The 13,324-nt window shown below is 62.7% G+C and carries 15 protein-coding genes; all 15 read right to left on the bottom strand.

What is annotated here, in order from left to right; translation table 11 throughout:
• Nucleotides 1-4: 4 nt before the first annotated feature.
• The 15 genes from J9893_RS19855 to J9893_RS19785 all read right to left on the bottom strand — a co-directional run bounded on the left by J9893_RS19855 (nucleotide 5) and on the right by J9893_RS19785 (nucleotide 13,324).
• The gene (locus J9893_RS19855) at nucleotides 5-535 is read right to left on the bottom strand and encodes a DsbE family thiol:disulfide interchange protein (protein ID WP_010673950.1); all 531 of its coding nucleotides are present in this window, start codon (nucleotides 533-535) and stop codon (nucleotides 5-7) included.
• On the bottom strand, nucleotides 532-2,487 hold the full coding sequence (locus J9893_RS19850; protein WP_043154498.1) for a heme lyase CcmF/NrfE family subunit: 1,956 nt from the start codon (nucleotides 2,485-2,487) through the stop codon (nucleotides 532-534). Before J9893_RS19850 ends, J9893_RS19855 begins: the two co-directional genes overlap by 4 nt.
• A gap of 79 nt (nucleotides 2,488-2,566) precedes the next feature.
• Nucleotides 2,567-3,058: a cytochrome c maturation protein CcmE gene (gene ccmE, locus J9893_RS19845; RefSeq protein ID WP_010673948.1), complete on the bottom strand. Its 492-nt coding sequence runs from the start codon at nucleotides 3,056-3,058 to the stop codon at nucleotides 2,567-2,569.
• Nucleotides 3,055-3,261 (bottom strand): heme exporter protein CcmD, encoded by a 207-nt coding sequence (gene ccmD / locus J9893_RS19840; protein ID WP_039039901.1) that lies wholly within the window; start codon nucleotides 3,259-3,261, stop codon nucleotides 3,055-3,057. Before ccmD ends, ccmE begins: the two co-directional genes overlap by 4 nt.
• Nucleotides 3,262-3,263: 2 nt before the next feature.
• Nucleotides 3,264-4,004 carry a heme ABC transporter permease gene (locus J9893_RS19835; protein ID WP_010673946.1) on the bottom strand — a complete coding sequence of 247 codons (741 nt, stop codon included), beginning with the start codon at nucleotides 4,002-4,004 and terminating at the stop codon, nucleotides 3,264-3,266.
• 166 nt (nucleotides 4,005-4,170) lie between these two features.
• Nucleotides 4,171-4,839 carry a heme exporter protein CcmB gene (gene ccmB / locus J9893_RS19830; protein WP_128271629.1) on the bottom strand — a complete coding sequence of 223 codons (669 nt, stop codon included), beginning with the start codon at nucleotides 4,837-4,839 and terminating at the stop codon, nucleotides 4,171-4,173.
• Nucleotides 4,840-4,842: 3 nt separating this feature from the next.
• On the bottom strand, nucleotides 4,843-5,478 hold the full coding sequence (ccmA, locus tag J9893_RS19825; RefSeq protein ID WP_039039903.1) for a cytochrome c biogenesis heme-transporting ATPase CcmA: 636 nt from the start codon (nucleotides 5,476-5,478) through the stop codon (nucleotides 4,843-4,845).
• A gap of 219 nt (nucleotides 5,479-5,697) precedes the next feature.
• Nucleotides 5,698-6,084, bottom strand: coding sequence for a DUF2802 domain-containing protein (locus J9893_RS19820; protein WP_010673943.1), 387 nt, complete (start codon nucleotides 6,082-6,084; stop codon nucleotides 5,698-5,700).
• A gap of 71 nt (nucleotides 6,085-6,155) precedes the next feature.
• Nucleotides 6,156-6,644 (bottom strand): chemotaxis protein CheW, encoded by a 489-nt coding sequence (locus tag J9893_RS19815; protein ID WP_010673942.1) that lies wholly within the window; start codon nucleotides 6,642-6,644, stop codon nucleotides 6,156-6,158.
• Between the two features lie 69 nt (nucleotides 6,645-6,713).
• A complete protein-coding gene (locus J9893_RS19810) occupies nucleotides 6,714-7,580 on the bottom strand; it encodes a chemotaxis protein CheW (RefSeq protein ID WP_134996663.1) in 867 nt (288 codons plus the stop codon).
• Nucleotides 7,577-8,371, bottom strand: a complete 795-nt coding sequence (locus J9893_RS19805; protein WP_010673940.1) for a ParA family protein — start codon at nucleotides 8,369-8,371, stop codon at nucleotides 7,577-7,579. Before J9893_RS19805 ends, J9893_RS19810 begins: the two co-directional genes overlap by 4 nt.
• Nucleotides 8,372-8,375: 4 nt before the next feature.
• Complete coding sequence (locus J9893_RS19800) at nucleotides 8,376-9,284, bottom strand: OmpA family protein (protein WP_210601746.1); 909 nt, start codon at nucleotides 9,282-9,284, stop codon at nucleotides 8,376-8,378.
• A gap of 2 nt (nucleotides 9,285-9,286) precedes the next feature.
• Nucleotides 9,287-10,024 (bottom strand): flagellar motor protein, encoded by a 738-nt coding sequence (locus tag J9893_RS19795; protein WP_042016381.1) that lies wholly within the window; start codon nucleotides 10,022-10,024, stop codon nucleotides 9,287-9,289.
• 2 nt (nucleotides 10,025-10,026) lie between these two features.
• Complete coding sequence (locus J9893_RS19790; protein WP_143237235.1) at nucleotides 10,027-11,142, bottom strand: chemotaxis response regulator protein-glutamate methylesterase; 1,116 nt, start codon at nucleotides 11,140-11,142, stop codon at nucleotides 10,027-10,029.
• 31 nt (nucleotides 11,143-11,173) lie between these two features.
• On the bottom strand, nucleotides 11,174-13,324 hold the full coding sequence (locus J9893_RS19785; RefSeq protein ID WP_143237234.1) for a chemotaxis protein CheA: 2,151 nt from the start codon (nucleotides 13,322-13,324) through the stop codon (nucleotides 11,174-11,176).

Genomic DNA, 13,324 nt, shown 5'->3' with positions numbered 1-13,324 from the left:
GGCCTCACTTCATGGCATCGAAGATGGGTTTGAGGGTACTGGCCCAGACGTCTGGGTTGATGTCCCCCACGTGGCGATAGCGGATGATGCCCTGGCTGTCGATGAAGAAGGTCTCGGGCGCGCCATAGACACCGAGATCCAGCCCCAGCATGCCGTCCGGATCGTAGAGGTTGATCTGGTAGGGGTTGCCAAGCTCCGCCAGCCACTTGATGGCCTTGTCACGCTCGTCCTTGTAGTTCATGCCGACGATGTAGATCCCCTGCCCCGCCAGCTCCTTGAGGTAGGTGTGTTCTCCGTAACAGGTCGGGCACCAGGTGGCCCAGACATTGAGCAGCATGGGGCGCCCCTTGAGGATGCTCCTGTCGTGCTGCTTGCCCAGGTCATAGATGTCCTGCAGGGTGAACACGGGCACCTCCTTGTCCACCATCACGGATTCGAGCTTGGTGGGATCGGAGTAGAGCCCCTTGAACAGAAACACGGCCCCCATCAGGAAGATGATGAAGGGCAGCAGATAGAGCCAGGTCTTCTTGCTCATGCCTTGGCCTCCTCGTCACGACGTCCGAAGCGGTAGCGCTTGTCCAGCATGGCCAGCACGCCGCCGAGGGCCATGAAGACGCCGCCGAACCAGATCCAGCGCACGAAGGGCTTGTAGTAGATCCGTACCGCCCAGGCGCCGTTGTCGAGCTGCTCGCCGAGCGCCGCATAGAGATCCCGGGTAACCCCCGCATCGATGGCCGCCTCGGTCATCGGCATGCGGCTCACGGTGTACATCCGCTTCTCAGGTTTGAGCAGGGCTACCTGCTTGCCATCCTGGTGCACTTCCAGCACGCCCTTGAAACCGTCGTAGTTGGGGCCGTTCTTCTCCTTGATGCCGGTGAAGACGAACTCGTAATCGGCGAACTGGACGCGATCGCCGGCCTGCATCCGCAGGTCCTTCTCGATGCTGTAGTTCTGGGTGCAGGCGATGCCGATGATGCTGACCGCGAGCCCCACGTGCCCCAGGATCATGGCCCAGTGGCTGTTGCCAAGCTTGCGCACGCCGGTGGCAAAACCGTGTTTGTGGGTGGCCCGCGCCCAGGTCTCCTGCACGCTGGTGACGATGATCCAGACGCCAAGGCCGATACCGAGCGCAGCCCAGGGTTTGAACGCCTCGGCAAAGAGTTTGGGCAACAGCAGAGCCGCGGCCAGGCTCAGCACCAGGGCGAGCATCACCTTGCCCTTGAGCTCACCGAGATCCTGGCGGCGCCAGCGGAACAGGGGGCCCACCCCCAGCAGCAGGGCGAAGGGGATGATTAGCCAGCTGTAGATGTGGTTGAAGAAGGGGGTGCCGATGGAGATGCTGCCAAGCCCCAGCTCCTTGTGCACCAGGGGCAGCAGGGTGCCGAGCAGCACGGTGAGCAGGCCCGCCACCAGCAGGATGTTGTTGCCAAGGAGCAGGGTCTCCCGGCTCCACAGCTCATGCTTGCCGTGGCTCTTCACCTGGGAGCCCTTGAAGGCGAACAGCAATAGGGAGCTGCCTATCACCGCCAGCAGGAAGCCCAGGATGAACAGACCCCGGGTCGGGTCCGAGGCAAACGCATGGACCGACACCAGCACGCCGGAACGCACCAGGAAGGTGCCGAGCAAGCTCAGGGAGAAGGCCGAGAGCGCCAGCAGCACGGTCCAGGCCTTGAAGGTGGCGCGCTTCTCGCTCACCGCGAGGGAGTGGAGCAGGGCCGTGCCCGCCAGCCAGGGCATGAAGGAGGCGTTTTCCACCGGATCCCAGAACCACCAGCCACCCCAGCCGAGTTCGTAATAGGCCCACCAGGAGCCGAGCACGATGCCCAGCGTCAGGAAGACCCAGGCCGCCATGGTCCAGGGACGGGACCAGCGCGCCCAGGTGGCGTCCAGACGCCCCGTCATCAGGGAGGCGATGGCGAAGGCGAAGGCCACCGAGAAGCCCACGTAGCCCATGTAGAGCATGGGGGGGTGGAAGATGAGACCGGGATCCTGCAGTAGCGGATTGAGATCCCGCCCGTCCACCGGGAAATACGGCAGGGTGCGGGTGAAAGGATCCGAGGTGAACAGCACGAAGGCGGTGAAGCCCACCGAGATAAGGCCGAGCACCCCGAGTACCCGCGCCACCGCATCGAGCGGCAGGCGACGGCTGAAGAGGGCCACCGCCGCCGTCCAGCCCCCCAGGGTCAGCACCCAGAGCAGCAGCGAGCCTTCATGGGCTCCCCATACCGCCGAGATGCGGTATTGCAGGGGCAGCAGGCTGTTGGAGTTGGTGGCCACGTACTGCACGGTGAAGTCGTTGTCGATAAAGGCCCAGGTGAGACAGAGAAACGACAGCAGCAGCAGCAGGAACTGGCTGTAGGCGAGCGGGCGGGCCGCCGACATCATGCCAAGACGACCGAGATGGGCCCCGATCAGCGGGTAACTGCCCAGCAGCAGGGCGGTGGCGAAGGCCAGGATCAGTGAGAACTGCCCTAATTCCGGGATCATTGACTATTCCCTCTCGATTGCACAGAGAAACCTGCCGATTTGGCGGCATAAAGAAGTGAATTCTTGGCGCATACCGGCATCATTGCTTGGCTCCCTGCAACTGCGCCTCTGTGTATTCGGGCTTGAAGTGCATGCCGTTGGTGGCGTCGGCCACTTCCGGCGGCATGTAGTTCTCGTCGTGCTTGGCCAGCACCTCGAAGGCGGCGACCGTGGTGGCATCCTTGAGGGTGCCCTGAGCGACAATGCCCTGCCCCTCGCGGAACAGGTCCGGCAGAATGCCGTCAAACTCCACCGTCACCAGATGGCCGCCGTTGTCCACCAGCTTGAAGGCTACCTTGAGGCTCTGGGGATCCCGCACCACAGACCCCGGCACCACCAGGCCACCGATGCGCAGGCGCTGCCCCTCCTCGGGCTTGATCTTCTCCGGCCCCTTCCCTTCCACCAGCTCGCTCGGGGTGTAGAAGAGGTCGATGTTCTGGCTCAGGGCATAGAGCACCAGGCCAGTCACGCTGGCAAGGCCCAGGCTGATGGCCAGGATGATGGTGAGGCGTTTCTTGCGGCGCGGGTTCATAGGGTGTTCTCCATCTGCTGGGCCGCCTTGCGGCGTGCCTCCCGAGCCTGCTTGTTGCGCAGTTCGCCAAGCAGGCTGCGGGTCTTCAACCGGGTGGAAATGACGATGCCGACCAGGCAGAGCAGGGTCAGACCGAAGGAGAGCCAGACGTAGAAGGCATAGCCTCCCATGGCCATGAAATCACTGAACGAGGCAAAGTGCATGCTTACTTCTCCTGCCTGGCGATGTCGGCGACCCAGGGGCGGTGCCACTCCCGCATCAGCAGCTCATTGCGAAAACGCATCAGGGTCAGGGCACCGAGAAATGCGGCAAACGCCAGGATCATGATGAGCAGCGGCCACAGCATCTCGGGGGAGATGGAGGGTTTGTCAAACTTGGTGATGGTGGCCCCCTGGTGCAGGGTGTTCCACCACTCCACCGAGTAGTGGATGATGGGCAGGTTGATCACCCCGACCAGCGCCAGGATGCCGGCGGCGCGGCCCGCCACCACCTTGTCGCTGAAGGCGTTGTAGAGGGCGATGACACCCAGATAGAGGAACAGCAGGATGAGCTCGGAGGTGAGCCGGGCATCCCACACCCACCAGGTGCCCCACATGGGTTTGCCCCAGGCGGCGCCGGTAAAGAGGGCGATGAAGGTGAAGACGGCCCCCACCGGGGCGATGGCCGCCACCGTCATGTCTGCCATGCGCAGTTGCCACACCAGGCCAATGAAGGCGGCCACCGCCATGGTGGAGTAGGCGCCCATGGAGAGGATGGCGGAGGGCACATGGATATAGATGATCCTGAAAGAGTCGCCCTGCTGGTAATCGGCGGGTGCGAAAGCCAGCCCCCAGACGGTGCCGATGATGAAGGCGAGCAGGCTTGTCACGGCAAACCAGGGCAGCAGGGTGCCGGCCAGCCCATAGGCGCGCTCGGGTTTGGCATAAGGGTGCAACCATTTCCACATAGCTCACGAAACCTTTCAGTTATTAATTTTTAAGTGGCGAGGGCTACCATACCCATGGGGGAAAAACATCATATCCCCCGAAAGCAATAAGCAGCCATCCCCTTGATCTATCTCAACTATCTCGCCCCTAACAAGGCTTCAAACGAAAATCTTTTCACCAAGTCAATCAGTTGACACTCACCCGAAGCGCCGCCGAGATAGCCAGGGGCGTCAGGGTCAATGCCCCCACCAGCATGGCCCCCAGGATGGCGAGCTGACCGGCATAGGGCAGTCCCATGCTCGCCGCGTCGATGGCGGACGTGGCGAAGATAAGCACCGGAATATAGAGCGGCAGCAACAACAGGCTGAGCAGCACGCCCCCCTTGCGCAGCCCTGCGGTCAGCGCTACTCCGACCGCCCCGAGCAGGCTCAGCACCGGCGTACCGAGCGCCAGGGTTGCCACCACGGCCACATAGGTCTTCAGCTCCAGGGAGAGCAGGATGGCGAGCAAGGGGGAGACCAGCAACAGCGGCAGACCGGTCAGCAACCAGTGAGCGATCACTTTGGCCAGGGCCAGCAACCCCAGGGGATGGGGCATCAGCATCATCTGCTCCAGGGCGCCGTCACTGAAGTCGTCACGAAACAGCCGCTCCAGGGAGAGCATGGCCGCCAGCAGGGCCGCCACCCAGATGATGCCGGGAGCGATGCGGGCCAGCAACTGGGGCTCGGGCCCGATCCCCAATGGAAACAGGGTGATGACGATGAGGAAGAACCAGAGCGGGTTGAAGATGTCGGCGCGCTGGCGCAGGGCCATCAGCAACTCGCGGTGAATAAGGTGTATGACGGCGCGCAGCATGGGCTACTCCTGCAACAGCGAGGTCAGGGAGAGGGTCTTGAGCCGTCCCTGCATCAGGGTCAGATCCTGGTGGGTCGTAAGGACCACCATGCCCCCCCTGTCCGCGTGGGCGAGGAACAACTGCTCCAGCACCCTGACCCCCTGCTTGTCGATGGCGGTGAAGGGCTCGTCCAGGATCCAGAGCGCCGGTCGCTCGCTCAGCCACAACCTGGCCAGCGCCACCCGTCGCTGCTGCCCGGCGGAGAGCTGCCCCGCGGGATAGTCTTCGAAACCGGCGAGGCCGACCTGGGCCAGCACCCGCCAGAGATCCACGCCGTCCCCGGCAGGGCCATGAAGCTTCTGGTAGAAGGAGAGATTCTCAAGGGGGGTCAGGGTCGCCTTGACGCCGGGCTGATGGCCCAGGTAAAGCAGGCTGGCGTGGTATTCATCCCGGCAATGGCGGATATTCTCCCCATTCCAGCACACCTCGCCAGCAAAGGGCTGGGAGAGGCCGGTGAGCAGGCGCAACAGGCTGGTCTTGCCCACCCCGTTGGGACCCTCAATCTGCATCAAATCCCCGGCACGCACCGCGAAGGAGAGATGTTCAAACAGGGTGCGATCTTCACGCACGCAGCTCAGATTGTTCGCTTGAAGCAGCATGGGGATGTAATCGTTGAAAATGAGGCGGCCTGTATCTTAACACAGGATCCGGAGGCGTCTTTTCAAAGATGCCAATAATCAACAGGATTTGTGGGGAAGATCGCGCCCCCACCAAAGAGATTGATGCCAAAGGATTATCCACTGTCCCGGCATCAAGAAAGAGGTGGCCACGGGCCGAACAGAAAGCGGGGAGGCACCGGCCTCCCCGCGACACATCCGTCAGCTGCGTCCCTTTCGCAGGGAAATAAGCAGCTCCGCTTCCGCCTGGGGCAACTCGCACTCGCTCATCACCTCGTCCAGATCGGCACCAAGCTCCACCATCTTGGCGGCGCGGCTGTAGAGGCGGCGCTCCGGATCCTGCAACGTCAGCTCCTGCTGGCTGTCGTGGATCTTCTGCATGGCCCCTTCTGCGGCTTGCAGACGCTGACCCATGCCGATTGCGCCCGTGTGCAACTCCATCATCTGCTTGCGCAGACTCTCGAGCTGCCCCTGCAGCGCTTCCACCCTGGCCTCGGACTCTCGCTGGCGACGACGGTGCCCCAGGATCCCGTAAAGGGCCAGCACCAGTGCGAGCAAGGACAACCCCAAGGCTGCAAATTCAATCATCAAACCATCACCTTACCGTCACAGGGAGGCGGACAGGTGCCATCGCCCCCGTCCGCACGTTCCCGTCCCTGTTACAGGGAACCAATGTCTTCCCACTCTTCGTCGGAGAGCAGCTTGTTGAGATCCACCAGGATCAGCAGTTGGCCGTCACGGTTGCTGACGCCCTGGATGAACTTGGCGCTCTCCTCGGTGCCCACCGCCGGGGCGGCATCGATCTCGGAGGAGCGCAGATAGACCACCTCGGCCACGCTGTCCACCATGATGCCGATCACCTGCTTCTCCGCCTCGATGATGACGATGCGGGAGTTCTCGCTCACATCCCCGGCCGGCAGGCCGAAACGGGAGCGGGTATCGATGACGGTCACCACGTTGCCACGCAGGTTGATGATACCCAGCACGTAGTCAGGTGCACCCGGGACCGGAGCGATCTCGGTGTAGCGCAACACTTCCTGAACCTGCATCACGTTGATGCCATAGGTCTCGTTTTCCAACTGGAAGGTCACCCACTGCAGCACTTCGTCTTCGGCCAGATTCTGTGCAATATTGCGCTTCTCTGTCATCTTCTTGATCCTTGTATGAACCCGTCAACGGGTAAAATTAGCAATAAAACCATGGCGATGCCGATGTTGTCAGCGGCCTTCGATGTTCACGCCCCGGCCAAGCAGCAGCAAGAGCTCCCTGACGTGCAGCAGGGCACACATCTTCTCCTTGACCATGCCGGCCAACCAGGGGCGCTTGCCCTCCTGATGGCGCCACTTCACCTGGTCCCGGTGCAGCAGTTCTGTGCCCTTCAACTGGTGACAGGCCAATCCCCAGGGTGATTCTCCCAGCATAATCAGATATTTGTAATCGTCCATCTCCAGATGCTGACCCGGCATGACCCACTGGGCCGTGTCCACCACGTTCATCTTCTGCTCGCGGGAGGTCATGATCCCCTTGTACCAGCCCGGCTGGCCGAAGAGAGAGGTCACCTCCCCCAGTTGATGGATGCCCCCCAACTCGGTCAGAGGCACCGCAAACGTCACCCCGGCCACGTCGAAGAAGAGCGCCTGAAACTCGTTGCCGGTATCCAGGTTCTCCCAGGTCGACGGTGCGGGCGCCGCCTCAAGGGCGGGCGCAGGTTCTGCCACCGCGAGGGCGACGGGCTCGACCTCCTCCGCCACGGCTTCCACCACCGGCTCTGCCAGGGCGACCAGAGGCTCACTGTCAACCACCTCCGCCTCGAGCTGGAATGGTTCGACATGCACCTCTTCGTGGCTCAGGGCATCCATCTCGAACTGGACCTGTCCCACCTGGGCAAGCAGCTCGCTCAGCTGGGCCAGTCGGGTATCGGCTTCAAGATAGGGGGTGGCAGCCACCTCCGGCACGGCGACGGTCTGACGTTGCAACGCAGGGGCCGGTGCTTCGTCTTCGGGATCTTCCCGCAGCAGGGCATCGTCCAGCAGCAGGGAGTGGAAATAGTCGTCCATGGCCCGAACCTGGGTGGTCTCTCTCACGGCATCACCTCCTGGGTCCGTTGACGCTCCAGCGCGTCGAGATGGTTGAGCAGGGTCTCATAGGCATAGGTGCCCCGGCTGCCCGGTGCATAGATGGAGGGAGGAATGTGCACCAGACTGGCATCCCTGAATTTGGTGTCGATGGGAATGACCGCATTCCACACCGCCTCCCCATACTGCTCCTTGATGGACTGCAATGTCATCAGGGAGGCGCGGGTACGCTTGTCAAACATGGTCGGAATGATGGTGTAGCGGAACTTCTCCCGCTTGGAGCGCTGCATGATCTCGAAGGTCTTCATCATCCGCTCCAGCCCCTTGAGGGCCAGGAATTCGGTCTGTACCGGCACCAGGATGCGATCGCAGGCCGCCAGCGCGTTCACCATCATGACCCCCAGCACCGGCGGGCAGTCGATGAGCACGTAGTCGAACTGATCCTGCACCCGCAGCAGAGCGCGCTTGAGCACCAGCCCCATCCCTTCCCGGTTGCCCATCACCCGATCCAGCGTGGCCAGGGTAATCGAGGCGGGCAGCAGGCTGATGTTCTCGAATCGGGTCTTGAGGGTCATCCGGTTGACCAGCTCGGCGCTGGGTTTGGCCGCCTGGAACAACTCGTACAGGGTGCCTTCCAGCCTGTCCGAGTCGAAATCGAGATAGGAGGTCAGGGAGGCGTGGGGGTCGGTGTCGATCAGCAGTACCCGCTGGCCACGCTGGGCCAGAATGCCCGCCAGGGAGACGACCGTGGTGGTTTTACCGACTCCACCTTTCTGATTGGCAACCGTCCAAACAATCACTGTATCAATCCTGCCTTGTTGTTATGCGTATGCCCCCACCGGGCAGCGCGATCACCCTGATCTTTTCACTGTCGACACTCTGCGGTGCGTCCTGCACCGGTGCCACCGTCAGCGGTTTGACGGGGGCTGGCGGCACCCAGGCGAACCTGGATATGGCGACCACCACCTTGCGATTCTGTAATCGTCCCTGCTCGGTGCCATTGTCGACGAAGGGGGAAAACTCTCCGTACGCCTCGTAGGCGAGCCGACCGGGAGCCACCCCTTTGCCCACCAGGGCATTGAGCACTGCCTCGGCGCGGGCCGCTGACAATGTCCAGTTGGAGCGGAAAATTTCGTTGTTTATCGGTTGGTTATCCGTGTAGCCCCGCACCCTGACATAGTTATCGACCGGTTTGAGAATACCTGAAAGCGTATCGAGCACAGGGGCGGCATTGTTACCCAGAAAAGCGCTGCCACTGTTGAACAGGAGACCTGAACTCAACTCCACCGTCAGCCAGTTGTCATCCTGCGCAAGCTTCACCACCCCCGCATCGACCAGGGCGCCCATGGACTCCTGGATCTGCATGTCGATCTGCGCAAGAGCCGTGCCATCTTGCGAGACGGGCGTACCCGTGATGGGGGCACGCGAGGGGGACGCAGAGGCCTTGCTCTCCAGCAGGCTGGGGGCGGCCGACACCGGGTTGTCCAGCAAGGAATTGCCCCGTCCTTCCAGCAGGCCATCGCTGCGCGGCGCCTGGTTGAAGGCCTGGGTCATGCCCTCGATGACGGCGCGGTACTCCTCCTTGTTGACGATGGCAACGGAGTAGAGCACCACGAAAAGGGCGAAGATGAGCGTCATGTAATCGGCATAGGAGACCAGCCAGCGATCGAGATGCTCTCGCCCTTGCAGGTGCAAACGATAGCGCTTGCGCATGGCTACTCCCCTTTCAGATAAGCCCGTAACCGCCTTTCAACCTGCGGGCCGTTCTCCCCGTGGGCGATGGCCAGAAGCCCCTCCAGGGTCATCTCCTGATAGAGGCCGTAATGGTAGTGGAAGGCGCGCAACCGATTCGCAATCGGCAGATAGAGCAAGTTGGCAAAGCCCACCCCGTAGATGGTGGCGACGAAGGCCACGGCAATGCCCGCCCCCAGGGTGCCTGGCTCCTCCAGATGAAACATGGCCTGGATGAGGCCAATCACGGCCCCGATGATGCCGATGGTGGGGCTGTACCCCCCCATGGACTCGAACACCCTGGCCGAGTGCTCGTTGCGCTCCTGCTCGATGTCGATGTCCGCCTCCAGCAAGCTGCGGATATCCTCGATGGAGACGCCATCCACAATCATGGAAAGCCCCTGGCGGGTGAAGGGATCGGGCTCGGCCTCGGCCTGGTTTTCCAGCGCCAGCAAGCCTTGCTGGCGGGCGAACTGGGCCCACGCCTTCAGGCGTTCGGCCTGCTCCGCAAGATCCAGCTGCGGCGGAAACAGCATCCAGGTTGCCTGCCTCAGGGCACTGAGCAGGTACCTGCGGGGAGTCTGCAAGATCACCGCCCCCCAGGTTCCCCCGACGACGATGACAAAGGCCGGGCCATCCAGCAGGGTCAGCAGGCTCCCGCCATGCCACCACTGGGCGATGGCGACGGCCCCCAGCGCCAGCACCAGGCCGAGCATGCCCATGGTCAGCGACCCAACTCGACCAGAATGCGCTGGGCCACCCGATCCAGCGGCAGGGATTCGCTTGCTATGCCCGCCTTGGCAACGGCCTGGGGCATGCCATAGACCACGCAGGAGGCTTCATCCTGCGCCCAGATGGTCGCCCCCTGCTCCTTGAGCAGACGGGCACCGTCGCGGCCATCCGCGCCCATGCCGGTCAGGACGATGGCCAGCACCTTGTCGCCATAGGTCTTGGCGGCGGAGGCGAAGGTAATGTCCACGCAGGGTTTGTAGTTGACCTTGTCATTGCCATCGATGATGCGAAGACGGGCACCGGGCCCGCGCCCTTCCAGCAACATCTGCTTGCCACCGGGGGCAAGATAGGCCTGACCCGGCTTGAGCACGTCGCCATCCTGCGCCTCCTTGACCCCTATCTGGCACAGCCCGTTGAGGCGGGCGGCAAAGGCAGCGGTGAAGGTGGCCGGCATGTGCTGGATCAGCAGGATGGGATGAGGGAAATCTCCCGGCAGCTTGGTCAGCACGTTCTGCAGTGCCACCGGCCCGCCGGTGGAGGTACCGATGGCAACCAGCTGGTAACTCTTGCCACTGCGCTTGAACGCGGCGGGAGCCGCCGCTGCCCGCGCAGGCTCGGGCTGGCGTTCGGCCAAGGGACGATTCAGGGCCCCCGTGACGGCGGGCCGGACGGCAGGCTCGGGGGCTCGGGGCCGGGTGGCCATCAGGAAGCGTTTGCGGGCGATCTCCTTGACCCGCTGCTGCAGCAGGTTGACGGCTTCGTCCTTGTCGCGGGCGATGTCTTCAAACTTCTTGGGCAGAAAATCGAGGGCGCCCGCATCCAGCGCATCCAGGGTTGCCTTGGCTCCCTCGTGGGTCAGGGAGGAGAACATCAGGATGGGGGTCGGACACTTGGCCATGATCTCGCGCACGGCGCTGATGCCGTCGAGCACCGGCATTTCAATGTCCATGGTAATGACGTCTGGCCGCAACTGCTGCGCCTTGTCTACCGCCTCCCGCCCGTTCTGGGCCGTGTCGATCACCGTCATCAGGGGATCCTGATTGATGATTTCGCTGACCCGGCGGCGGAAGAAACTCGAATCGTCGACCACTAATACCTTGACTGCCATTGTTATTCTTTTAACTCCTTGAGCCTGGCGCTCAGTGGCGACGGGCATAGGCCTTGAGCAGGCTGGGCACATCCAGAATGAGGGCGATGCCGCCGTCGCTGGTAATGGTGGCGCCGGCCATGCCGGGGGTACCTTGCAGCAGGTTGTCCAGGGGCTTTATCACCACCTCTTCCTGACCGATGAGGTTGTCTACCACGAAGCCGACCTGCTGGGTGCCGATCTGGACGATGACCACGTGGCCCTGGTCCTGGCGGGCCGTCTTGCCGGCACCGCGTACCAGCCACTTGTGCAGGTAGAACAGCGGAATCGCCTTGTCACGGACGATGATGGTGAGCTGGCCATCCACCACGTTGGCCTTTTTCAGATCCAGGTGGAAAATTTCATTCACGCAACCGAGGGGCAGGGCGAAGGTCTGTTGACCCACCTCCACCATCAGGGTCGGCAGAATGGCCAGGGTCAGGGGAACCTTGATCTCGAGACGGGTGCCCTTGCCCCAGGTGGAATCGATGTGCACCGAGCCATTGAGGCTGACGATGCTGGTCTTCACCACGTCCATGCCCACTCCACGGCCGGAGATGTCGGAGATCTCCGACTTGGTGGAGAAGCCGGGGGCGAAGATCAGGTTGTAGGCATCGTTGTCGCTCATGCGCGCCGCGCTGTCAGCATCGAGCACGCCACGGCTGATGGCGATCGACTTGAGCTTCTCCGGGTCCATCCCTGCGCCGTCATCCTCGATGCAGAGCAGAATGTGGTCCCCTTGCTGGGAGGCGCTCAGGGTGATGGTACCCTGACGGGGTTTGCCCGCTTTCTCGCGCACGTCCGGCATCTCGACGCCATGGTCGCAGGAGTTGCGCACCAGGTGAACCAGGGGGTCGGCCAGGGCCTCCACCAGGTTCTTGTCCAGATCCGTGTCCTCACCCACCATCACCAGCTCGATCTCCTTCTTGAGGGTACGAGCCAGGTCGCGCACCACACGCGGGAAGCGGCCGAATACTTTCTTGATAGGCTGCATGCGGGTCTTCATGACCGCGCCCTGCAGATCGGCGGTCACGACGTCGAGGTTCGCGACAGCCTTGGACATCTCTTCGTCATTGCTGGCGATGCCGAGGCTCACCAGGCGGTTTCTCACCAGCACCAGTTCGCCCACCATGTTCATGATGACGTCCAGGGTCTTGGTATCCACCCGCACCGTGGTATCGCTCTGTACCGCGCTGCTCTCGGCGGGAGCGGCCTGCTTGGCAGGGGCGGCCTTGGCTGGCGCTGGGGGCTCTGCCGGCGCGGGTTTGGCGGCCACTGGCGCCTTGGGCGGCGTCACCGGGGCTGCGGGGGCAGCGGGTGCCGGAGCCTTGGGTTCGGGAGCGGGCGTAGGAGCAGATGCCAGACTGTGCTGGGGCCCCTGCCCACGGCCGTGCAGTTCATCCAGCAGGCGCTCGAACTCATCGTCGTCGATGAGCTCGTCCACCTCTTTCTGGACCGACTGCAGGGGGGCCAGATCGGGGGCACCACCGTGCTGGCCCTGACCATGGAGCTGGTCGAGCAGGGCTTCGAATTCGTCGTCTGTGATGTCACCTGAACCGCTCAGCACGGGGGCGGCAGAGACCGTCGGCGCTTTGCCGACACCGTGCAGCTCATCGAGCAGGCGTTCAAATTCGTCGGCGGAGATCTCGTCGATGGAGCCACCGCCATTGACGGCGACAGGCGCCACCTCGGCGATGACCTCGGGTTCTGGTTCGGGCTCAGGCTCGGGTGCTGGCTGGGCCGCCACGCTGGCGGTACGCAGCTGCTCCTGCCCTTCCGGCTTGCACAGCTCGTGCAGATCGTGCAGCAGATCGGGAGAAGCGGGGCTTATCTCTTCGCGGTTCTGGACCTGGGCAAACATGACGTTGATGGCATCCAGCGCCTGCAAGATGACATCCATCAGCTCGGCACTGAGGGTCCGCTTGCCGTTGCGCAGCATGTCGAACAGGTTCTCGGCACCGTGACAGACATCCACCAGTTCGGTGAGGGAGAGGAAGCCCGCTCCCCCCTTGACGGTGTGGAAGCCGCGGAAGATGGCGTTCAACAGGTTCTTGTCATCGGGCCGCTTTTCCAAGTCGACCAGTTGTTCAGACAACTGTTCCAATATTTCTGATGCTTCGACCAAAAAGTCTTGCAGTATGTCTTCATCAACTTCGAAGGCCAT

The organism is Aeromonas sp. MaB10011B (assembly GCF_017939325.1).
GTDB classification, from domain to species: Bacteria; Pseudomonadota; Gammaproteobacteria; order Enterobacterales; family Aeromonadaceae; genus Aeromonas; species Aeromonas caviae.
The sequence above is the reverse complement of the archived record's forward strand: the minus strand, read 5'-3'. Positions and strand labels throughout refer to the sequence as shown.

What these genes read in the sequence shown, in the direction of transcription:
- J9893_RS19795 (WP_042016381.1), bottom strand. Translation starts at nt 10,024, where the DNA reads ATGGGCATGCTCGGCCTGGTGCTGGCGCTGGGGGCCGTCGCCATCGCC.
- J9893_RS19800 (WP_210601746.1), bottom strand. Translation starts at nt 9,284, where the DNA reads ATGCGCAAGCGCTATCGTTTGCACCTGCAAGGGCGAGAGCATCTCGAT.
- ccmD (WP_039039901.1), bottom strand. Translation starts at nt 3,261, where the DNA reads ATGCACTTTGCCTCGTTCAGTGATTTCATGGCCATGGGAGGCTATGCC.
- ccmE (WP_010673948.1), bottom strand. Translation starts at nt 3,058, where the DNA reads ATGAACCCGCGCCGCAAGAAACGCCTCACCATCATCCTGGCCATCAGC.
- ccmA (WP_039039903.1), bottom strand. Translation starts at nt 5,478, where the DNA reads ATGCTGCTTCAAGCGAACAATCTGAGCTGCGTGCGTGAAGATCGCACC.
- ccmB (WP_128271629.1), bottom strand. Translation starts at nt 4,839, where the DNA reads ATGCTGCGCGCCGTCATACACCTTATTCACCGCGAGTTGCTGATGGCC.
- J9893_RS19835 (WP_010673946.1), bottom strand. Translation starts at nt 4,004, where the DNA reads ATGTGGAAATGGTTGCACCCTTATGCCAAACCCGAGCGCGCCTATGGG.
- J9893_RS19815 (WP_010673942.1), bottom strand. Translation starts at nt 6,644, where the DNA reads ATGACAGAGAAGCGCAATATTGCACAGAATCTGGCCGAAGACGAAGTG.
- J9893_RS19785 (WP_143237234.1), bottom strand. Translation starts at nt 13,324, where the DNA reads ATGGCCTTCGAAGTTGATGAAGACATACTGCAAGACTTTTTGGTCGAA.
- J9893_RS19790 (WP_143237235.1), bottom strand. Translation starts at nt 11,142, where the DNA reads ATGGCAGTCAAGGTATTAGTGGTCGACGATTCGAGTTTCTTCCGCCGC.
- J9893_RS19855 (WP_010673950.1), bottom strand. Translation starts at nt 535, where the DNA reads ATGAGCAAGAAGACCTGGCTCTATCTGCTGCCCTTCATCATCTTCCTG.
- J9893_RS19820 (WP_010673943.1), bottom strand. Translation starts at nt 6,084, where the DNA reads ATGATTGAATTTGCAGCCTTGGGGTTGTCCTTGCTCGCACTGGTGCTG.
- J9893_RS19850 (WP_043154498.1), bottom strand. Translation starts at nt 2,487, where the DNA reads ATGATCCCGGAATTAGGGCAGTTCTCACTGATCCTGGCCTTCGCCACC.